This is a genomic window from Cytobacillus mangrovibacter (assembly GCF_042865275.1).
GTDB lineage: Bacteria > Bacillota > Bacilli > Bacillales > Cytobacillaceae > Cytobacillus > Cytobacillus mangrovibacter.
On record NZ_JBIACJ010000002.1, the window covers coordinates 130,587 to 152,725 of the forward strand.

The following is a 22,139-nucleotide window of genomic DNA, read 5'->3' on the forward strand; positions in this document are numbered from 1 at the left end:
TTAGGAGGTTATTAAATGGCTAAGAAAAATCGTCATAAAGAATTAGGTTTAAGCGATGAAAAAGTATTGGAAATGTATGAAATGATGCTTTTATCACGCCGTATTGATGAGCGTATGTGGCTTTTAAACCGTGCTGGAAAAATTCCATTTGTTATTTCATGTCAAGGTCAAGAGGCTGCTCAAGTTGGTGCAGCGTTCGCACTTGATACAGAGAAGGATTATGCTCTTCCATACTACCGTGATTTAGGTGTTGTATTAACTTTTGGTATGACTGCAAGAGATTTAATGCTTTCTGCATTTGCAAAAGCAGAAGATCCAAACTCAGGCGGACGTCAAATGCCAGGACACTTTGGCCAAAAGAAAAACCGCATCGTAACAGGTTCTTCACCAGTTACTACACAAGTTCCTCACGCTGTAGGAATAGCTTTAGCTGGAAAAATGGAAGGAAAAGATTTAGTTACTTTTGTATCATTTGGTGAAGGTTCTTCTAACCAAGGTGACTTCCATGAAGGGGCAAACTTTGCTGGTGTACACAAACTTCCTGTTATTTTCGTGTGTGAAAATAATAAATATGCTATCTCTATTCCAATTGAAAAGCAATTAGCATGTGAAAAAGTTTCTGATCGTGCAATTGGTTATGGCATGCCAGGAATCACTGTTGATGGAAATGACCCACTTGCTGTATTTAAAGCAGTTAAGGAAGCAGCTGATAGAGGTCGTCGCGGAGAAGGTCCATCATTAGTTGAAACAGTGTCATACCGCTTAACTCCTCACTCTTCCGATGATGATGATCGTCCATATCGTTCACGTGAAGAAGTTGAAGAAGCAAAAACAAAAGATTCTATCATCACTTTCGCTGCTTATTTGAAAGAAAACGGAATCTTAGATGATGCAAAAGAAAAAGAAATGAACGATCGTATTATGGTTATTGTTGATGATGCAACTGATTATGCTGAAAGTGCACCATATGCAGAACCAGAACATGCATTGAAATACGTATACGCAGAATAGTAAGGAGGAACAAACATGGCTGTTATTTCATATATTGACGCGGTTACAATGGCTATCCGTGAAGAAATGGAAAGAGATCCAAAGGTTTTTGTTTTAGGTGAAGATGTTGGTTTAAAGGGTGGCGTATTTAAAGCTACTAATGGTTTATATGATCAATTTGGTGCAGATCGTGTACTTGATGCACCACTTGCAGAATCTGCAATCGCGGGTGTAGGTGTGGGAGCAGCAATGTACGGAATGCGTCCAATCGCAGAAATGCAATTTGCTGATTTCATTATGCCAGCTGTCAACCAAATTATTTCTGAAGCAGCAAAAGTTCGTTACCGTTCAAATAACGATTGGAGCTGTCCAATGGTTATCCGTGCACCTTATGGCGGTGGCGTACATGGTGCGTTATACCACTCACAATCTGTAGAGGCTGTTTTTGCGAACCAACCTGGTTTGAAAATTGTTATGCCTTCTACTCCATATGATGTAAAAGGATTACTTAAAGCAGCAATCCGTGACGAAGATCCAGTTCTATTCTTCGAACATAAGCGTGCATACCGTCTAATCAAGGGCGAAGTTCCTGAAGATGATTATGTATTGCCAATCGGTAAAGCAGATGTGAAGCGTGAAGGAGAAGACCTAACAATCATCACTTACGGTCTATGTGTACATTTCGCTCTTCAAGCTGCTGAAAAATTAGCTAAAGACGGCATTTCTGTACATGTTCTTGATTTAAGAACTGTATATCCACTTGATAAAGAAGCAATCATCGAAGCTGCTTCAAAAACAGGTAAAGTATTATTATTAACTGAAGATACTAAAGAAGGAAGCATTATGGGTGAAGTGGCAGCAATCATTGCTGAAAACTGCCTATTTGATCTTGATGCGCCAATTATGCGTCTTGCTGGTCCTGATGTACCTGCAATGCCATATGCTCCTACAATGGAGAAATTCTTCATGGTTAACCCAGATAAAGTAGAAAAAGCAGCACGCGAGCTAGCTGAGTACTAAAAGAAAAGCGAAGGCGACTGTTCAGCCCCGACAAGCATAAGACAGTCAGATGATGGGAAGCGATTTTCTTCCCATCAGCTGAATGGCTTATGACCTCGAGGGGCTAGGAGCCGCAGCTAGACAAAAGAAAAGCGAAGCCGCAGCTAGACAAAAGAAAACCAAAGGCACCCTAGCTGAACATAACAAGCGAAGGTGCCTGCCTAACTTGATAAGACACAACTAGAAATATAAATGCTTGAAGGAGGTCAATTCCATTGGCTATCGAACAAATTAAAATGCCCAAGCTTGGGGAAAGTGTAACAGAAGGTACAATCAATCAATGGTTCGTTTCTGTTGGCGATAAAGTAAAAAAATATGATCCATTAGCAGAAGTAACGACAGATAAAGTAAACTCAGAAGTACCATCTTCTTTTGATGGTGTTATTAAAGAATTGATTGCTGTAGAAGGAGAAACTTACGAAGTTGATGAAGTAATCCTTACTATTGAAACTGAAGGCGGAGCATCGGCAGCTCCTGAAGCGCCAGCAGCACCAGCGGCTGAAGCACCAGTAGCACCGGCAGCTAGTACTCCAGCTCCTGCAGCAGCAGCTCCAGTTGCAAAAACTGACAATAGCGGAGCACGTTTCTCACCAGCAGTTCTTAAGCTTTCTCAAGAGCATGGCATTGATTTAAGTCAAGTTGCTGGTACAGGTGCTGGCGGCCGTATTACTCGTAAAGACTTAAATGCACTTATTGAGTCTGGAAATATTCCAAAAGCAGGCACTGCTCCAGCAGCACCTGTACAAGAGGCAGCTCCACAAGCAGCAGCAGCTCCTGCTCCAAAGGCAGCAGCGGCACCTGCTAAATCAGCTGCTCCAACAAATGTACCAGTCGTACCTGGCGATATCGAAATCCCAGTATCTGGCGTACGTAAAGCAATCGCTGCAAACATGCTTAAATCTAAGCATGAAGCTCCACACGCTTGGACAATGATTGAAGTTGACGTTACAAACCTAATGAATTTCCGTAATTCATTAAAAGCTGACTTCAAGAAGAAAGAAGGCTTCAACCTTACACCATTTGCTTTCTTCGTAAAAGCTGTTGCTCAAGCTCTTAAAGATTACCCAATGATCAACTCTATGTGGGCTGGCGATAAGATCGTTCAGAAGAAAGATATTAACCTTTCAATCGCAGTTGCAACTGAAGATGCATTATTCGTTCCAGTTATCAAAAATGCGGATGAAAAAACAATCAAAGGCATCGCTCGTGAAATTGGTGAGCTTGCAGGTAAAGTACGTGCAGGTAAACTAACTGGAGCAGAAATGTCTGGTGGTACATTCACAGTAAATAACACTGGTTCATTTGGTTCTATCCAATCAAACGGTATCATCAACCATCCACAAGCTGCAATTTTACAAGTTGAATCTATTGTAAAACGCCCAGTTGTTATGGATAACGGAATGATCGCTGTTCGTGACATGGTTAACCTATGTATGTCACTTGACCACCGCGTTTTAGACGGCCTTGTATGTGGTAACTTCTTAAAACGTGTGAAAGAAATCCTTGAAAATACTTCAAAAGAAAATACATCTGTATATTAATATAGATGAAAAGATTCGCTGCAATTTTAGTTGCAGCGGATTTTTTTTTGCAAAAAACTCAGGGATAGAACCTAATAATGGATATTAATGGATTATCAGGGTTCATAAAACTATTTTAGAGCTTAGAAATGGAAGGAAGTGGGGATATCGGTTTCATATGTCAACTATAGATTCAAAAAAAGTAAATAAATAGAAAAAAGGGTCACATAAATCTAGTTTAGGTCTTTTAAAAGTATAAAAATGGAAAAGGAAGTAACATAAATCAGTTACGCTCTAAAAAGTTAGTCAATTTCCAGCTTAATCACGAATTGCTTGTTTTTCGTATGTATATTAAAATAATTACGTAATGATAATTTAGAATTTTAATATAATTCTCTGCTACATGCGAGCTAATAGGTAAGGGGGGAAAGCTGTCGATTTTTTGGCAGTCAAGATGACATTAAATAAGATGATTAATGAAACTTTTGAAACACAATCACTGGAGACATGGAAGCAAAAATCAGAAGAATCATTAAAAGGGAAATCCATTACTTCCTTAACCAAACATACATATGAAAACATTCCTTTGAAACCGCTTTATTCGAAAGAGGATATGGAATTAAAGGATTTCTGGCAATATCCAGGACAGTCTGATTTCAGAAGAGGGGCAGATCCACTGGGCTACATGTCAAAGGAATGGAAGGTAGCACAAAGAATGGATGCTGAAAATGGAGATGAACTTCGACAAAAATTGCATGCCTCGTTTGAACGGGGGCAAACGGCGATTTCTTTTCCTATTAACAAGAATAATTTGGAGAGCTTTGAAACCATTATCGATGACATCTATACAAAATATTCTTTTAGTATCGAAGCAGGCGAATATCAAGCAGAAATCTTAGAGAAATTAGCTAATTTAGCTGAATGCAAAAAAGTTTCAGGCTATATTGCCATGGACATCCTACAAACAGCATCTAGTGACAAGTGGAATCATGAATATGACAAATGGGCTGAAATGATCGAGGCAATAGATCAAAAAATGCCCCATTTAAGAACAATCCTAATTGATACAAGTGTGTATCATAAAGCAGGGGCAAATGCTGTTCAAGAATTGGCTATTGCGTTATCTACTGGTGTTCAATATCTAGAGGAGCTTTTTGAAAGAGGGGTGTCCCTAGAGAAAATATTATCAAAAGTAGTTTTTAAATTTTCCATCGGTGCAAACTTTTTTATGGAAATTGCCAAGCTACGTGCGGCAAGAATGCTATGGAGCAAGATAGTTGAGGCATATGGAGCGAAGGAAAAAGATCAAAAAATGGTGATTTCAGCTGAAACCTCTGCTTTTACAAAAACAGCTTACGATCCATATGTGAATTTGCTAAGAGCTGGTAATGAAGCATTTGCAGCCGTTTTAGGTGGAGTTCAATTCCTGCATGTAAGCTCATTTAATGAGCCCGAAGGAAAATCAACGCCATTTTCTGAGAGAATTGCACGAAATACTCAACTTATCTTAAAAGAAGAAGCCCATTTAAAGAATATTGTCGACCCAGCAGGTGGTTCATGGTATGTGGAGAGTCTGACAAATGAGCTTGCGGAAAAGGCATGGGCACTGTTTCTGCAAATTGATGAGAAAGACGGAATTACTGAAGTGTTGAAAACAGGATGGCTGCAAGAACAAATTGCGGAAGTGATGAAAAAAAGAAACGAAGATATGTTCAAGCGGAAACAAAGCGTGATCGGTACGAATATGTATGCCAATCTCAATGATCATCCATTAGAGAATCCTAAAGAATTTCCAGAAGCAAATCATGCTTTGCCCCAGGTTCGTTTATCAGAGCCATTCGAAAAGCTACGCAAAGCAGCTAGTAGATTGGAACAGTCTGGCAGTGCACCGAAAATTGGCCTTCTTTGTATGGGAGAGCTTAAGGAGCATAAAGCGAGAACAGATTTCATGACAGGCTTTCTTGCCCCAGGTGGAATAGCAACGATTAAAAGTCCAAATATCAATCAATCCGAAGCCGTTTTACCATTTATTCAGGAATCAAATCTGCAATATTATGTGTTAAGTGGAACCGACAAGCAATATGATGAGTCGGCACTGCAAATGATTCACTTAATAAAGGAAAAGTATCCTCATGTGAGACTGCTCTTGGCAGGTCTGCCTGAGGAAAGCAAACAAGCGAAGTTAAAGCAGGCGGGAATTGAGCAATTTATTCATATGAAAAGCAATTGTTATGAAATATTAACTTCCTTGCTCAGCGAAATGGAGGCGGCAATCAATGAGTAAGAAACCAGATTTTAAACATATTTCTCTTTTTGATCGTAAGCATGGATCAAAGGAAGAGTGGCAAGAGAAGGTACAGGAGGAATTAAATGAATCGATTGACGATCTCCTGTTTGAAACGTATGAACATATTCATGTAAAGCCACTCTACACTGAAGATGATTTAGAAGATTTAGAGCATCTGGATGGAAAGCCAGGGCTGCCGCCTTATACACGCGGACCGTATCCGACTATGTATGTGAACAGACCTTGGACTGTCCGTCAGTACGCTGGATTTTCAACTGCGGAAGAAAGCAATGCTTTTTATCGCCGGAATCTAGCGATGGGGCAGAAAGGTCTATCCGTTGCCTTTGACCTTGCGACACATAGAGGCTATGATTCAGACCATCCGAGGGTAGTAGGGGATGTTGGAAAAGCGGGTGTGGCAATTGACTCTATTCTTGATATGAAAACGCTGTTTGATGGGATTCCTTTAGATCAAATGTCTGTTTCCATGACGATGAATGGAGCAGTCCTTCCTGTAATGGCCTTCTTTATTGTGGCGGCAGAGGAACAGGGCGTGAGTCAGGACAAGCTTTCAGGCACGATTCAAAATGATATTTTAAAGGAGTATATGGTCCGTAATACATATATTTATCCACCAGAAATCTCTATGAAAATTATTGCAGATATTTTTGAGTATACATCTAAATACATGCCGAAGTTCAATAGTATTAGTATTTCTGGCTATCATATGCAAGAAGCAGGAGCGCCAGCTGATATTGAATTAGCTTATACACTTGCCGATGGTTTAGAGTATGTGAGAACAGGGCTGTCAGCAGGAATTGATATTGATTCCTTTGCACCAAGACTCTCTTTCTTCTGGGCGATTGGGATGAACTACTTTATGGAAGTAGCCAAAATGCGAGCAGCTCGTTTTATCTGGGCAAAAATGATGAAAACATTTGAACCGAAAAATTCAAAATCAATGGCCTTAAGAACGCATTCACAAACATCAGGCTGGAGCTTAACCGAGCAGGATCCATTTAATAATGTGACGAGAACACTAATTGAAGCACATGCAGCTGCGATGGGCCATACGCAATCCCTTCATACGAATGCACTTGATGAAGCCATTGCTTTGCCGACTGATTTCTCTGCTCGCATTGCACGAAACACACAGCTTTTTCTTCAGGAGGAATCGGGAATTACGAATGTGATTGATCCATGGGCTGGTTCTTATTATGTGGAGGCTCTAACTGGTCAGTTAATCAAACGGGCTTGGGAGCATATTGAAGAAATCGAAAATCTGGGCGGGATGGCTAAAGCAATCGAAACAGGCCTTCCTAAGATGAAAATCGAAGAGGCAGCAGCACGAAGACAGGCGCAAATTGACTCGAGGAAAGAAACGATTATCGGTGTGAATAAATATCGTCTTGATCAAGAGGAGCCAATTGAAATCCTTGATATTGATAATACAGCTGTTCGTTTGAAACAAATTGAGAAGCTAGAAGGTTTAAAGGCAGCACGAGATGAGGAGAAAGTGAATCAAGCCTTAGAAGCCATTACAAAAGCAGTTGAAACAGGAGAAGGGAATTTACTGGATCTATCTGTTCAGGCAGCAAGAGTGAGGGCAACACTTGGAGAAATTTCGTATGCAATCGAAAAAGTAGCTAACCGTCATAAGGCGATTATTCGTTCGATAAGTGGTGTGTATAGCTCAGCGTTCTCTAATGAAGAAGAGATTGCTGAAGTAAAGCAAATGACAGATGAATTTTTAGAAAATGAAGGAAGAAGACCGCGTATTCTAGTTGCGAAGATGGGACAGGACGGCCATGACCGTGGAGCAAAAGTGATTGCCACGGCGTTCGCAGACTTAGGCTTTGATGTAGATATCGGCCCTCTATTCCAAACTCCTGAAGAAACAGCAAGACAAGCAGTGGAAAATGATGTTCATGTCATTGGCATGAGCTCGCTTGCGGCAGGACATAAAACCCTTCTTCCACAGTTAATTGAAGAGCTTGAGAAGCTAGGAAGAGGAGATATTCTTGTTGTACTGGGCGGAGTGATTCCTGCTCAGGATTATCAATATTTATTAGACCACGGTGCTGCTGCCATATTCGGGCCAGGAACTGTCATACCAGTAGCAGCGCAAAAGGTGATTCGAACAATTTATAGCCGCCTTGGATATGAGGAAGTGGCACAGGAAAATGGATAAAGATAAAAGACCAGAATGGTATGATGAGAAAAATCCGGAACATTTTGCAAGTGCAGTAAGAAAAGGTGTTCAAGCCGAGCAAAATCCTTCTCGTTTTGTTAAAAATGGCCGCTTTCAAAAGAAGAATCGAATCAATCAAAATATTGAAGAATTAGCTGAGGGCATCCTGAAGGGAGATCGAAGCTTATTAGCGCGTTCGATTACTTTAATTGAAAGTAATGCAGAGCATCATTTTCGCGATGCCCAAGCCCTTTTGCAAAAGCTTCTTCCTCATTCAGGGGGAGCCATCCGAATTGGAATTACAGGTGTTCCCGGTGCGGGCAAAAGTACGTTTATTGAAGCATTTGGCACTTTTTTATGTGACTTAGGGTTGAAGGTTGCCGTGCTTGCCGTTGATCCAAGCTCGAGTATAAGCGGAGGCAGCATTCTTGGGGACAAGACGAGAATGGAGCAGCTTTCACGGAATCCAAGGGCATTTATTCGTCCTTCTCCTTCAGCTGGAAAGCTGGGAGGGGTTCACCGGAAAACGCGAGAAACGATTACTCTGTGCGAGGCAGCTGGTTTCGATGTTATTCTTGTTGAAACTGTCGGAGTTGGCCAAAGTGAAGTCATTGTTAGAGATATGGTTGATTTTTTCATGCTGTTAGTTTTGACTGGTGCCGGTGATGAGCTGCAAGGGATGAAAAAAGGAATTATGGAGCTGGCAGATGCTGTTCTTGTTAATAAAGCAGATGGAGAAAATAAACGATTAGCATTGAAGACGAAAGCGGAATACAATCGGATTCTCCATTTCCTTCAGCCTGCAACAAAAGGATGGCAAACAAGAGCGGTCACCTGTTCGGCCATGTTTCATGAAGGAATGAGTGACGTCTGGGAAACGATCCAAGCATTTGAGGATATGACTAAGGGTTCTGGTGTTTTTGAAGAAAGAAGGAGAGCACAAACGAAGGAATGGATTTACGCAATGATTATCGACCAGCTGCAATTTAGCTTTTTCAACCACCAAGATGTGAAACCACTGCTGCCGCAAATGGAAAATGAAGTAATTTCAGGCACCAGAACGGTGACATCGGCAGTAGAGGAATTATTCCAAGTCTTTTCGATAGATAAATAATAGAAAAGCTGTCCATTGACAGCTTTTTTAGTTTTATTTTGCTGATAATAACAATCTTTGATGTTTACTATTTTGCAGAATCCCCAGCTAATTTTGCGATAAACACATTATTTTTGCAAAAAAAATGAACTATTCTTGTGAAATCACTTATAATCATTGCGAATGACTAAATATATTTGCAAATCGCGATTAAAGCTCTCAGCATTGAAAAGAATGTACATCTATTGGTATGATGTAGTTATGGTAATTTTACATACAAAAAGGAGCGATCATACAAATGAATATGGATTTTAATTTATTTATGAATGATGTAGTAACAAATGCGCGCCAAGAAATAGTTAATGCGGGCTATACCGAATTAAAGTCGGCAGAAGACGTTGAAAAGGCATTTGCCCAAAATGGCACAACGCTTGTAATGGTTAATTCTGTTTGTGGATGTGCTGGAGGAATTGCTCGACCAGCTGCAGCCCATTCCCTTCACTATGATAAGCGTCCAGATCATTTAGTGACTGTATTTGCAGGTCAGGACAAAGATGCAACGGAAGCAGCACGCAGCTTCTTTACAGGATATCCGCCATCATCACCTTCCTTTGCTTTATTAAAAGACGGGAAGCTTTGTACAATGGTTGAAAGACACGATATTGAAGGCCACGAACCAATGGCTGTTGTCCAAAAACTTCAAAATGCATTTGAGCAATATTGCGAAGATCTATAATGGAAAAAGCCTCGAGGATGAGGCTTTTTTTTTTCTGTCTGAAAATTAAACTGTTTCACTAGAATTATATTTAAAAATACTATTGCATAAATATGATATCGTGTTAAAATACATTCAAGTGAATAATTATTAATTTGCAATTGATACTTGAAAATTAATAATTAATCGATAATAATAGGTAATAGGCAATTTTATTAATTTTCAGAAAAGTTATAGGGGGAAAATAAATATGAAGAAAATAGTCTCATTCTTTTTCATTAGTATTCTATTAATGGGTTTACTAGCAGCATGTGGTACAAGCGATGAGAAATCATCTAACGGATCCGATGCGAAGGATTCTGACAAAAAAGTGCTAACGATGGGAACATCAGCGGACTATTCGCCATTTGAATTTATTGATACGGCAAAAGGTGATGACATTATCGGGATTGATATTGATATTGCCAAAGCAGTAACTGAAAAGCTAGGGTATGAGTTTGAAATCCGTGATATGGATTTCGGCGGATTAATTCAGGCGCTTCAATCTGGACAAGCAGATTTTGTTCTATCTGCGATGTCAGCTACTGATGAAAGAAAAAAGAGCGTAGATTTCAGTGAAATCTATTATACTTCTAAACATATGATCGTTTCTAAAAAGGATAGCGGCATTACGAAGGTAGAGGACCTTAAAGGCAAAAATGTTGGCGCACAATTAGGATCCATTCAAGAGGATAAAGCGAAGGAATTAGCGGAAGAAGTAGATATGAAAGTTGAAAACCGCAACCGCATTCCTGAACTAATTCAAGAGATTAAAGCTGGACGTTTTGATGCAGCAATTATTGAAGATACAGTTGCTAAAGGGTACTTAGATAACAATGAGGACATCGAAGGTTTCACGATCGAGGACGCTGATGGCGGCTATGCTATTGCTCTTCCGAAGGACAGTGAATTAACGGAAGAATTTAATAAAGCGTTAAAAGAAATGATGGATAACGGTGAACTAGATGAGATCTTTAAAAAATGGTTTGAAGGCGAGTGATTTGAAGCTGGCCTAGCCTATAAAAAACGTTCAGAAGAAATTCAGCTTCTGAACGTTTTTGCCCTTATAAACTTTATCGGTAAAGTGAGTATTTTTTAGACAGACAATGGTCTAGCGCAAGTTCGCTGTTCTCCCCCAAGGTTATTCACTTGCCGGGAATACAGAGCGCTTGCGCATTTCTTAGCGAGAGGATTGTAGCAGGATGAACTTTGATTTTACAGCGATTCTCCCTTCCCTGCCATATATATTAAGAGGAATTGGTGTGACACTCCAAATTGTCGCATTGGCAGGTCTATTAGGGTTTTTACTTGGAATTATTCTATCATTATTTAAAATTAGCTCCATTAAAGCACTTGGTTGGATTGCGGATATCTATACATCTATCTTCCGTGGGACGCCTTTAGTTTTGCAGCTGATGATCATTTACTTTGGTTCTCCACAAATATTCGGGTACCAAATTGAACCGTATATTGCAGCCGTATTAGCCTTTGGTTTCAATTCAGCTGCTTATATTTCCGAGATTATCCGTGCTGGTATCCTGGCTGTGGATAAAGGACAAAGTGAAGCAGCGATGGCATTAGGCGTACCTTATCGCCCAATGATGCTCAATATCATCTTGCCTCAGGCTTTGAAAAATATTTTGCCAGCATTAATGAATGAATTTATTACGCTGACAAAGGAATCGGCTATTGTGACCACGATTGGGGTCATGGATATTATGCGTAGAGCCTATCAGGTTGGTGCGGACAAGTTCCGTTTCATTGAACCATTATTATTAGCTGGTCTCATTTATTACATCATGGTCATTACATTAACAATCCTTGGAAAAGTGGTTGAAAGGAGGATGAGACGCGGTGATTAAGATTGACAATTTGTATAAACAGTTTGGAAAGCTCGAAGTACTTAAAGGGATAACAACATCGATAAAAGAGGGAGAAGTTGTCGCGATTATCGGTCCATCAGGATCAGGAAAGTCTACTTTTCTCCGCTGTATGAATTTGCTGGAGAAACCAACAGCAGGACATATTTTAATTAATGACCTTGATATAACTGATAAAAAAACGAATATCATGAAGGTTCGTCAAAATGTAGGGATGGTCTTTCAGCATTTTTATTTATTCCCTCATAAATCGGTTCTTGAGAATTTAACTTATGCACCGATGAAGGTGAAAGGCCAATCCAAGCAAGAAGCAGAGAAAATCGGATTGGAGCTGCTAGCAAAAGTAGGATTGTCTGAGAAAGCAAATGAATACCCTGGCCGTCTATCTGGGGGACAAAAGCAAAGGGTCGCGATAGCACGTGCTTTAGCCATGCAGCCTGAGGTTATGCTGTTTGATGAGCCAACATCAGCTCTTGATCCAGAAATGGTTAAAGAAGTGTTAGATGTTATGAAGTCATTAGCCCATACGGGAATGACGATGGCGATTGTTACTCATGAAATGGGATTTGCTAGAGAGGTTGCTGACCGAGTCCTCTTTTTGGATGGAGGAGTGCTTGTGGAGGATGCGCCTCCAAATGAATTTTTTACAAATCCGAACTCAAATCGTGCGAAGGATTTCTTGCAAAAAATGCTTTAAATTGTATAATTAATTGTATGAAGATGATCTTAAATGATCATCTTCTATTTTTTTGGGCATAATTGGATAGATGCTATTCAGAAGAAATTGGAATTATAGGGGTTTATTTAATATGAAATTTAAAATAGGATATAGAACAATAAAAACAGCTATTGGTACAACGGCATCGATTATTCTTGCTCAGATTCTTGGGTTTGATAACTATGTTTCTGCGGGTATTCTAACCATTCTTTGCATCCAGGTCACAAAGAAAAAATCATTAAAGACTTCATGGAATCGTTTTTTTGCTTGTTTGCTGGCAATGGTATTTTCTACCGTTATATTTGAGGGAATGGCTTATCATCCGATCATGATTGGCTTTCTGCTGCTGCTTTTCATTCCAACAGCAGTCATGCTGAAAGTGAGTGATGGGATTGTGACGAGCAGTGTCATTATTCTGCATATCTATTCTGCTGGGGAAGTTACGAGAGATATCCTTTTAAATGAATTAGGGATTATAACGATCGGCATCGGTGTTGCGCTTCTTGCCAATCTATATATGCCGAGTCTTGATGAGAAATTAAAGGAATACCAAATCCAAATTGAAGAAAATTTCAAGCGGATTTTTGAAGAAATTGTCATCTATTTGCGGACAAATGAAAGCAATTGGGATGGGATCGAAATTACGGAGACTGCACAATTAATTAATGAAGCAGAGTCCCTGGCATTTAGGGATGTTGAAAATCGATTTCTCCAAAACGAAAATGTATATCATCACTATTTTAAAATGCGTGAAAAACAATTTGAGATTATTGAACGGGTTCTTCCGATTATTACGTCCATTTCATATACAGCTTCGCAAGTGGATATGGTTGCTGACTTTATCGAAGAGCTTGCAGAGAATATTCATCCGGGTAATACGGCAAACCGGTTTCTAGACAAATTATATGATATGAAAGCTTTATTTAAAAAAATGGATTTACCGAAAACAAGAGAAGAGTTTGAAGAACGGGCAGCTCTTTATCAATTTGTACAAGAAATGGAACAGTACTTATGGATAAAAAGTTCATCAAAAGAGCTAGCACGTGAAACAAAAACGAATCAACCTACTGAAACAGGTACAAACTAAAGGGAAAACAGAGGCGGTGATCGTTTGCTAAAGATGATTTCCTCATTGCTGATCGCATTTGTTCTCTCACCCATTTGGCCATTAGGGACAAATCCACTTCCTGGTGACCCATTCGTCATTGTTAATAAAAAGACAAATGAAGTAGCCTTTATTAATGAAAATAAAGTACAGACGGTGATTTCTGCAGCTACCGGCAAAACAGAGGACTTAACACCTGAAGGATTATTTACAATTACAGTAAAGGCGAAGGACCCTTATTATCGAAAAAAGAATATTAAAGGGAATGATCCCAATAATCCGTTAGGAACAAGATGGATTGGATTCGATGCAAATGATACAGATGGACGAACATATGGAATACATGGCACAAATGATCCATCCTCAATCGGTCAATACGTATCCCTTGGCTGTATCCGGCTGCAAAACGAAGGAATCGAATCACTATACGACATCATTCCTCTCGGTACAAAAATATTAATCACAACCACCTCAGAAAACTTCGAACAGCTAGCAAGGGCCCATGGTGCAATTAAATAAGAATCTTTTCTAGAAAAATTTTGTTTTTGAACATGTTTTCAGTTGAAGAAAAAGTTAGTTGATTGGAGCGGAAGGTGCGAGACTCCTGCGGGAAGTGTGGGACAGTTGAGACCCCGCAGACGCTTTAGCGTCGAGGAGGCCGGGCGCCCACCCCGCGGAAAGCGAGCACCTGGAGCGCAAATCAACCTCTACCAACTATCAGCTACAATGTTTCCATACAAAAAGGGACTATGCAGTCCCTTTTTGTATGGAAACTTCTAATTATAAAAACATGGATAAACCAATAAGTAGCGTCGAGGCTAGCATAGCAGCAATCATTAAATAAACAACCATTTTTCGCATCTTTCTATTAGACAATGAAAATACCCCTCCTATAATAACATTTCCCTTGTCCCTATTTTACTAGGAAAAATCAAAATGAACAACCGCTCGAATTTAAAGAAGGATTTTCGACATAATTAGCGAATAAATAAAGTATCAGTATATTCCTATTATAATAAAAAGTGTATAATTTTTGAATGTAGGGTGTTTTTTTATAATAAAGTGCTTTTTGCATTTCGTAATGGAGGGAACGAATTGATTAAAAAGATCGATCATATTGGCATTGCTGTCCGTTCACTTGAGGAAGCACTGCCTTTTTATACGGAAATTCTCCAACTTCCGCTTATTGGAATAGAAGAGGTGGAGAGTGAAAAATTAAAGGTTGCGTTTCTTAAAGCTGGTGAAACAAAGCTTGAGTTATTAGAGCCAACAAGTGCAGAGAGCGCTGTTGCGAAATTTATTGAAAAGCGTGGAGAGGGTCTGCATCATGTGGCACTTGGTGTGGATTCCATTCAAGAAAGAATAAATGAGATGAAGGAAAAAGGCATTCGAATGATCCAGGATGTGCCAAAAACAGGAGCAGGCGGGGCACAAGTAGCCTTTATTCATCCTAAATCAACGGGAAGCATCCTTTATGAATTTTGTGAGAAGAAAGGATTGAATTAAGATCATGACTGACATCTATGAAAAAATTGATGAACTATATGACCGCCGCAGAGAAATAGAATTAGGCGGAGGCGATGATCGAATTGCCAAGCAGCATGAAAAAGGAAAGCTGACAGCTAGAGAACGAATTGAATTACTAGTTGATCCAGGTACATTTGTCGAATTAAATCCGTTTATCGAACATCGATGCACAGACTTCGGGCTTGAGGGACAAAAAGGACCAGGAGACGGGGTAGTGACCGGTTATGGAAAGGTAAATGGCAGACCGATTTTCTTATTCTCCCAAGACTTCACCGTATTTGGAGGAGCACTTGGAGAGATGCATGCAAAAAAAATTGCCAATGTGATGGATTTGGCTGCTGAGAATGGTGCGCCTTTTATTGGTTTGAACGATTCTGGCGGTGCGAGAATTCAGGAAGGTGTCGTTTCCTTGGACGGCTATGGCCATATCTTTTACCGGAACTCCATTTATTCAGGGGTGATTCCACAAATCTCTGTTATTATGGGACCTTGTGCGGGAGGAGCTGTTTATTCGCCAGCGATTACGGATTTTGTTTTCATGGTAGAGAAAACGAGCCAAATGTTTATTACCGGTCCGAAGGTGATAGAAACAGTAACAGGAGAGCAAATTTCACCTGAAGATTTGGGTGGTGCACGCGTACATAATACGATTAGTGGAAATGCTCATTTTAAAGGCGAAACAGAAGAAGAAGTAATCGAGCAAGTGAGACGATTATTAAGCTTTCTTCCACAAAACAATGAGGAAAAGCCTCCGCGTGTGGAAGCGAGTACGGATGAAGATTATCGACCAGATTTAACAGATGTGATTCCATTTGATGCCGTTCGGCCTTATGATGTTAGAAAAGTAATCGAACAGATAGTGGATGCTGATTCCTTTATGGAGGTTCAGCAGGATTTTGCAAAGAATATTGTTGTTGGATTAGCGCGAATCAAAGGAGAGGTTGTCGGACTCGTTTGCAATCAGCCGAAATTCATGGCTGGCGGTCTTGATATTGATTCATCTGACAAAGCAGCAAGATTCATCCGTTTCTGTGATTCATTCAATATTCCGCTGATCACATTCGAGGATGTTACAGGATTCTTCCCTGGAGTGAAACAGGAGCATGGCGGGATCATTCGTCATGGAGCGAAGATTTTATATGCTTATTCAGAAGCAACAGTTCCTAAGTTAACGGTGATTTTGCGTAAAGCGTTTGGCGGGGCTTATGTGGCGTTAAATAGTAAATCAATTGGTGCAGATCTCGTTTTTGCTTGGCCAAATGCAGAGGTAGCAGTCATGGGTCCACAAGGGGCAGCTAATATTATTTTTGCTAGGGAAATTCAAAATAGTGAGGATCCTGAAGCAACAAGAGCGCAGAAAATTGAAGAATACCGCGAAAAGTTTGCCAATCCTTATGTTGCTGCAAGCAGAGGGATGGTTGATGATGTGATTGACCCTCGTGAAACTCGAATTAAGCTCATTCAAGCACTTGAAATGTTGAAGAATAAGAGAGAAACGAGACCGAAAAAGAAGCATGGGAATATTCCGCTGTAAGTCAAATAAGGAGGAGAATATTTTACTTAGATATTCTCATAATATTTGCAAACAGGCGCTACAAAGGTATACTAGGATAGTAACCAAAGAACAGATTATACATATTTTTAGGGAGGATGAACGTATATGATTAATCATGAACGATTATTAAATGAATTCTTAGAGCTTGTCCAAATTGATTCAGAAACAAAATTTGAAACAGAGATCGCAAAGGTTCTGAAGAAGAAGTTCACTGACCTAGGTGTGGAAGTATTTGAAGATGATACAACTGCCCAAACCGGCCATGGAGCAGGCAATTTGATTTGTACACTGCAAGGCACGAAAGAGGGCGTAGATACGATCTACTTTACGTCACATATGGATACAGTTGTCCCTGGAAAAGGCATTAAGCCTTCTATTAAAGATGGCTATGTTGTAACAGATGGCACAACGATTTTAGGGGCAGATGATAAAGCTGGGCTTGCAGTTATGTTTGAAATTCTTAAAGTATTGAAAGAGCAAAACATTCAGCATGGAACCATCCAGTTTATCATTACTGTTGGTGAGGAATCTGGTTTAGTTGGTGCTAAGGCACTTGATTCATCATTAGTTACTGCAAAGTTTGGCTATGCGCTTGATAGCGATGGCAAAGTAGGAAATATTATTGTTGCCGCACCTACCCAAGCAAAGGTAAGAGCGACAATTATCGGAAAAACGGCTCACGCAGGTGTGGCACCAGAAAAAGGTGTATCCGCTATTACGATTGCTTCCAAGGCTATTTCAAGAATGCCATTAGGACGAATTGATGAGGAAACGACTGCGAATATCGGCCGTTTCGAGGGTGGAACCCAAACAAATATCGTTTGCGATCATGTGGAAATTCTAGCTGAAGCTCGCTCTTTAATTAATGAAAAAATGGAGCAGCAAGTGAACAAGATGAAGGAAGCATTTGAAGGTGCTGCTTCAGAAATGGGCGGAAGAGCAGAAGTAGAAGTAGAGGTTATGTACCCTGGCTTTAAGTTTGGCGAAGGGGATCATGTGGTTGAAGTTGCGCGTAAAGCAGCAGAAAAAATTGGACGCAGCTGCGAGCTATTAAACAGCGGCGGCGGCAGTGATGCTAACGTGATTGCTGGCTTTGATATTCCAACAGTAAATCTGGCTGTTGGCTATGAAGATATTCATACAACAAATGAGCGCATGCCAATTGAAGAATTAAATAAATTAGCTGAAATGGTGATTGCGATTATTGAAGAAGTTGCAAAGTAATAATTGTCCGGAGAGAACCTAAATGTATAGGTTCTCTCCTTTTGTTTGAAAAGCTATGTTTGCGTTGATTGTTGATTAAGAGCCATTGGTGTAGACGCGAATGCGTTTTATTCGAATGAATAACTTAATGAGCGGGTACACCAATGGCGATTTTGTGCACCAACAATATTATTTAACAAAGCCGTTTTTCATACTTGGTCGTATGCAGATGCTCATGAATATTTGTAAGTGAAGAGAAAATGAAACCCCTCTTAGATATTGTATCAAACTAGTCCATATTTAAAGAATATGGTATATTTATATTAAGTTTATAGTGGAAATATACACCCACTTGATTGCAGGAGGGGTAGAATTGGAAGAAATAAATAAGGTTGTTGTGTTTCAAGTTGGAAATGAAGAGTATGCGATCCCTATTCAATTTGTGATGTCAATTGAAAAGGTGGAAGGGGTTACGCCAATCCCTCATTTACCTAATTATGTGAAGGGGATCATGAAAGTAAGAGGCGAGCTTATTCCAATAATCGATTTTGAAAGCATTCTTTATAATAGATCATTTGTAGCCACTGAATTAACGAAGATGATTGTCATCCAAACAGATCTATTATCAATTGGTGTAATCGTGTCGGATGCAAAGGAAATTATCGATATTCCAGCTGATAAGTTAAAGCAGCTTGGCCTAATAGCTTATCAAAGGACAACCTATTTCACTGGAGTTGCAAACCTAGATTCACGGGTCATCACACTGATTGATCCATCTATCCTTATTCAATCCCTTGATGGAATTAGGGAGATTCAGGAATTCATGAAAACGCAGAAAGAAACGATATAATATTTTTGAACAGAGGAAGCAGGTGAATCCTCTGTTTTTTAGATTGACTCTTTTCTTAAAGATTGCTGTTTTTGTATAGGTTGTGAAAAGTTATACTGTTGACAAAAAAGGTTGTTGATTGGAGCGGAAGGTGCGAGACTCCTGCGGGAGAAGTGGGACAGGTGAGACCCCGCAGGAGCGAATGCTCCGAGGAGGCTCACCGCCCACCCCGCGGAAAGCGAGTACCTGGAGCGGAAATCAACTTTTGCGAATTCACGTTGAAAGCATTAATGTTTGCGAAAACAGCCTTTAGATAAAAAAAATATAGCTTACGATTTTTTTGTTTCATAGGAAATAATATAATCTGATGTTGTGGATAACTTTGGGACAAGTTTGTCTGCGTTCAGCGCAAGCGGACTACCCCCGACGTACAGGACGTACTAGTGTCGACAATGCGACAGGACGTCGCGCTTTTGTCGACCTCGAGGTCACAAGCCAATCCTCCCAGAAAGGTAAAGGACACCTTTCTATGAGGCTCGTCTTGTGCTTGTCGGGGGTGATCAAGGCGCTTGCGCATTTGGTCTGAAACTAGAGAAGAATAGAAGTAAGGAAGTGCCGGCATGAAGCAAATGTATCCGAAAAATGGGCGAGTCATTTTGCATGTTGATATGAATAGTTTTTATGCATCGGTTGAGATGGCTTATGATCCAACATTAAAAGGAAAACCATTAGCAATCGCCGGCAATCCAGAAGAGCGGCGTGGGATCATTGTCACTTGCAGCTATGAGGCTAGAAGCTTTGGTGTCAAAACAACCATGCCTCTTTGGGAAGCGAAGAAACTTTGTCCACAGCTTATTGTAAGAAAGCCTAATTTTGACCGCTACCGTGCTGCTTCGATCGGGATGTTTGAAATCTTAAATCAGTACTCAACATTAGTTGAACCTGTGTCAATTGATGAAGGCTATGTGGATATAACAGAGAGCTATGAATATGGATCACCACTTGAAATTGCTGAAACGATTCAAAAGCGAATCATGAGTCAGCTTGACTTGCCATGCAGCATCGGGGTGGCACCGAATAAATTTCTAGCAAAAATGGCTTCTGATATGAAAAAGCCAATGGGAATTACTGTCCTTCGGAAAAGGGATGTTAAGAGCGTCCTGTGGCCGCTTGAAGTAGAGGAAATGCATGGGGTTGGAAAGAAAACAGGAGAAAAGCTGCGGACCATTGATATTAAAGTAATTGGTGATTTAGCGCAAGCAAATGAGATACAGTTGAAGTCCATTCTTGGAATTAATGGGCCAAGATTGAAAGAAAGAGCGAATGGGAATGATCGAAGGCCAGTTGATCCAGATGCTGCTTCTGAATTCAAAAGTATTGGCAATTCGACCACTTTGCCGAGGGATGTCTCTAATCAGCAGGAGCTCCTGCATGTACTAGAAAGCCTCGCTCGAACAGTGACCGTTAGACTTAAACGGAAAAAGGTTCTTGCTACATCAGTAGGAATTACGATTCGCTATAAGGATAGAAAAACGATTACAAGAAGTAAAAAGCTTCAGAACCCAGTTCAACAAGATGGTGAACTTTATACGATTGCCAAGCAGCTTTTTCTCAAACATTGGAATGGAGAACGGGTTCGATTGCTTGGCATTACAAGCATGGATTTGGTTGAAATGAATGAGGCTGTTAAACAGCTTGATCTTTTTAATTATGAAAAAGAAGCAAAGAAAGAGCCGCTTTTTGAAACATTAGCTGCTCTACGAGAAAAGTTTGGCACCCATATTATTGATCGAGCTGTGATGATGCCTGAAATCAAAATCCAGCAGCAAAAAGTGGGGACAGAGACGAGTTTCAACAAAGATTTTCTGCAGGATTTTCCAAAGAGGAAAGCCAAAAAAGACGAATAGGATAATTACATTTGCTTAAGTAGTTAAATCTTGCTAAAGTATAGTGAATTCTCTGCATGAAGACAGGCTTAGAAGGGATGTTAGTTAAATGGAAAAAGCACAATTTGGTGTAATTGGTTTGGCAGTCATGGGCAAGAACCTGGCAATGAATATTGAGAGCAGGGGCTATTCGGTTTCCGTCTTTAATCGTTCTCGGGAAAAAACGGATGATATGTTAAAGGAAACAGCTGGGAAGAAAATAACAGGCACTTTTTCGATCGAAGAATTTGTGAATTCACTTGAAAAGCCGAGAAAAATTATGTTGATGGTTAAGGCTGGAGCTCCTACAGATGCGACCATTGAGCAATTAAAGCCACTCCTTGATAAGGGAGATATTCTCATTGATGGCGGCAACACATTATTCACAGATACACAGCGCCGTAATAAAGAATTAAGTGAACTTGGTTTCCATTTTATTGGTACAGGTGTTTCTGGAGGAGAAGAGGGTGCATTGCGAGGTCCTTCTATTATGCCAGGCGGCCAAAAGGAAGCGTATGAGCTTGTTGCTCCGATCTTTAAGGATATTTCCGCCAAAGTGAACGGTGAACCTTGTACAACCTATATCGGGCCTGATGGTGCAGGGCATTATGTGAAAATGGTACATAACGGCATTGAATACGGGGATATGCAATTAATTGCAGAGTCGTATTTTCTATTAAAGCATGTTCTTGGCCTTGGGGCAGATGAGCTTCATGATGTATTTGCTGATTGGAACAAGGGTGAGCTTGATAGTTATCTAATCGAAATTACAGCTGATATTTTTACGAAAAAAGATGGTGAAACAGGTGAGCCGCTTGTAGACCAGATTCTTGATACAGCTGGTCAGAAAGGGACAGGCAAATGGACAAGCCAGAATGCGCTTGATATGGGTGTTCCGCTTCCGATTATTACCGAGTCTGTATTTGCCCGTTTTATTTCCGCTATGAAAGAGGAGCGGGTTCATGCCAGCAGGCTTCTGCGCGGACCAAGCAAGCAGAATTTTGTAGGTGACAAGAAATCTTTCGTTGAATCTGTACGCAAGGCTTTATATATGAGCAAAATTTGTTCATATGCACAAGGCTTTGCCCAAATGAGAGCAGCATCTAGCGAGTATAATTGGGATTTAAACTATGGAGATATCGCGATGATTTTCCGCGGAGGCTGTATTATTCGAGCTCAATTCCTGCAAAAAATTAAAGACGCGTATGATCGGGATGCCGGCTTGAAAAATTTACTGCTTGACCCATATTTTAAAGAAATCGTTGAAAGCTATCAGGATGCACTACGTGAGATTATTAGTGTAGCCGTTCAAAATGGCATTCCTGTGCCATGCTTATCAGCTGCCCTTTCCTATTATGACAGCTACCGGACTGAAACCTTGCCAGCTAACCTCATTCAGGCGCAGCGTGATTATTTCGGTGCTCACACATACCAGCGCATTGATAAAGAAGGCGTTTTTCATACGGAATGGATGGAATAAGAGAAGCTCCAGCCTTATTGGCT

The 22,139-nt window shown here is 40.2% G+C and carries 19 protein-coding genes; 18 read left to right on the forward strand and 1 reads right to left on the reverse strand.

From position 1 onward, the window contains the following. Positions 1 to 15: 15 nt before the first annotated feature. From ACFYKT_RS03990 to ACFYKT_RS04045, 12 genes are all read left to right on the forward strand, one after another. On the forward strand, positions 16 to 1,011 hold the full coding sequence (locus ACFYKT_RS03990) for a thiamine pyrophosphate-dependent dehydrogenase E1 component subunit alpha (RefSeq protein WP_389215777.1): 996 nt from the start codon (positions 16 to 18) through the stop codon (positions 1,009 to 1,011). A gap of 15 nt (positions 1,012 to 1,026) precedes the next feature. Then, entirely contained in the window at positions 1,027 to 2,010 is a 984-nt protein-coding gene (locus ACFYKT_RS03995; protein WP_389215780.1) for an alpha-ketoacid dehydrogenase subunit beta, read from the forward strand. Between the two features lie 254 nt (positions 2,011 to 2,264). Beyond that, complete coding sequence (locus ACFYKT_RS04000; protein ID WP_389215783.1) at positions 2,265 to 3,590, forward strand: dihydrolipoamide acetyltransferase family protein; 1,326 nt, start codon at positions 2,265 to 2,267, stop codon at positions 3,588 to 3,590. A gap of 421 nt (positions 3,591 to 4,011) precedes the next feature. Then, a complete protein-coding gene (locus ACFYKT_RS04005; RefSeq protein ID WP_389215787.1) occupies positions 4,012 to 5,853 on the forward strand; it encodes a methylmalonyl-CoA mutase family protein in 1,842 nt (613 codons plus the stop codon). Continuing rightward, positions 5,846 to 8,047, forward strand: a complete 2,202-nt coding sequence (gene scpA, locus ACFYKT_RS04010; RefSeq protein ID WP_389215790.1) for a methylmalonyl-CoA mutase — start codon at positions 5,846 to 5,848, stop codon at positions 8,045 to 8,047. Before ACFYKT_RS04005 ends, scpA begins: the two co-directional genes overlap by 8 nt. After that, positions 8,040 to 9,161, forward strand: a complete 1,122-nt coding sequence (gene meaB / locus ACFYKT_RS04015) for a methylmalonyl Co-A mutase-associated GTPase MeaB (protein WP_389215793.1) — start codon at positions 8,040 to 8,042, stop codon at positions 9,159 to 9,161. Before scpA ends, meaB begins: the two co-directional genes overlap by 8 nt. 277 nt (positions 9,162 to 9,438) lie before the next feature. Next, the gene (locus ACFYKT_RS04020; protein ID WP_389215796.1) at positions 9,439 to 9,876 is read left to right on the forward strand and encodes a BrxA/BrxB family bacilliredoxin; all 438 of its coding nucleotides are present in this window, start codon (positions 9,439 to 9,441) and stop codon (positions 9,874 to 9,876) included. Positions 9,877 to 10,105: 229 nt separating this feature from the next. Beyond that, positions 10,106 to 10,894: a transporter substrate-binding domain-containing protein gene (locus ACFYKT_RS04025; protein WP_389215799.1), complete on the forward strand. Its 789-nt coding sequence runs from the start codon at positions 10,106 to 10,108 to the stop codon at positions 10,892 to 10,894. A gap of 202 nt (positions 10,895 to 11,096) precedes the next feature. Next, positions 11,097 to 11,756, forward strand: coding sequence for an amino acid ABC transporter permease (locus ACFYKT_RS04030; RefSeq protein ID WP_389215802.1), 660 nt, complete (start codon positions 11,097 to 11,099; stop codon positions 11,754 to 11,756). Then, entirely contained in the window at positions 11,749 to 12,471 is a 723-nt protein-coding gene (locus ACFYKT_RS04035) for an amino acid ABC transporter ATP-binding protein (protein WP_389215804.1), read from the forward strand. Before ACFYKT_RS04030 ends, ACFYKT_RS04035 begins: the two co-directional genes overlap by 8 nt. A gap of 112 nt (positions 12,472 to 12,583) precedes the next feature. After that, entirely contained in the window at positions 12,584 to 13,579 is a 996-nt protein-coding gene (locus ACFYKT_RS04040; RefSeq protein WP_389215807.1) for an aromatic acid exporter family protein, read from the forward strand. 33 nt (positions 13,580 to 13,612) lie between these two features. After that, entirely contained in the window at positions 13,613 to 14,116 is a 504-nt protein-coding gene (locus tag ACFYKT_RS04045) for a L,D-transpeptidase (RefSeq protein WP_389217019.1), read from the forward strand. A 261-nt stretch (positions 14,117 to 14,377) separates the two neighbouring features. Here the strand turns inward: ACFYKT_RS04045 and prli42 are convergent, their stop codons facing one another. Then, the gene (gene prli42 / locus ACFYKT_RS04050; protein ID WP_389215810.1) at positions 14,378 to 14,473 is read right to left on the reverse strand and encodes a stressosome-associated protein Prli42; all 96 of its coding nucleotides are present in this window, start codon (positions 14,471 to 14,473) and stop codon (positions 14,378 to 14,380) included. A gap of 219 nt (positions 14,474 to 14,692) precedes the next feature. On the opposite strand from prli42, the gene mce reads away from it, so the two are divergent. From mce to gndA, 6 genes are all read left to right on the forward strand, one after another. Continuing rightward, the gene (gene mce / locus ACFYKT_RS04055) at positions 14,693 to 15,103 is read left to right on the forward strand and encodes a methylmalonyl-CoA epimerase (RefSeq protein ID WP_389215813.1); all 411 of its coding nucleotides are present in this window, start codon (positions 14,693 to 14,695) and stop codon (positions 15,101 to 15,103) included. Between the two features lie 4 nt (positions 15,104 to 15,107). Then, entirely contained in the window at positions 15,108 to 16,658 is a 1,551-nt protein-coding gene (locus tag ACFYKT_RS04060; RefSeq protein WP_389215816.1) for an acyl-CoA carboxylase subunit beta, read from the forward strand. 126 nt (positions 16,659 to 16,784) lie between these two features. Further along, entirely contained in the window at positions 16,785 to 17,903 is a 1,119-nt protein-coding gene (locus tag ACFYKT_RS04065; RefSeq protein WP_389215819.1) for a tripeptidase T, read from the forward strand. Positions 17,904 to 18,255: 352 nt separating this feature from the next. After that, positions 18,256 to 18,732 carry a chemotaxis protein CheW gene (locus ACFYKT_RS04070; RefSeq protein ID WP_389215822.1) on the forward strand — a complete coding sequence of 159 codons (477 nt, stop codon included), beginning with the start codon at positions 18,256 to 18,258 and terminating at the stop codon, positions 18,730 to 18,732. 599 nt (positions 18,733 to 19,331) lie between these two features. Then, positions 19,332 to 20,618: a DNA polymerase IV gene (locus tag ACFYKT_RS04075; protein WP_389215825.1), complete on the forward strand. Its 1,287-nt coding sequence runs from the start codon at positions 19,332 to 19,334 to the stop codon at positions 20,616 to 20,618. An 88-nt stretch (positions 20,619 to 20,706) separates the two neighbouring features. After that, positions 20,707 to 22,116 carry an NADP-dependent phosphogluconate dehydrogenase gene (gene gndA, locus ACFYKT_RS04080; protein ID WP_389215828.1) on the forward strand — a complete coding sequence of 470 codons (1,410 nt, stop codon included), beginning with the start codon at positions 20,707 to 20,709 and terminating at the stop codon, positions 22,114 to 22,116. Positions 22,117 to 22,139 lie beyond the last annotated feature (23 nt).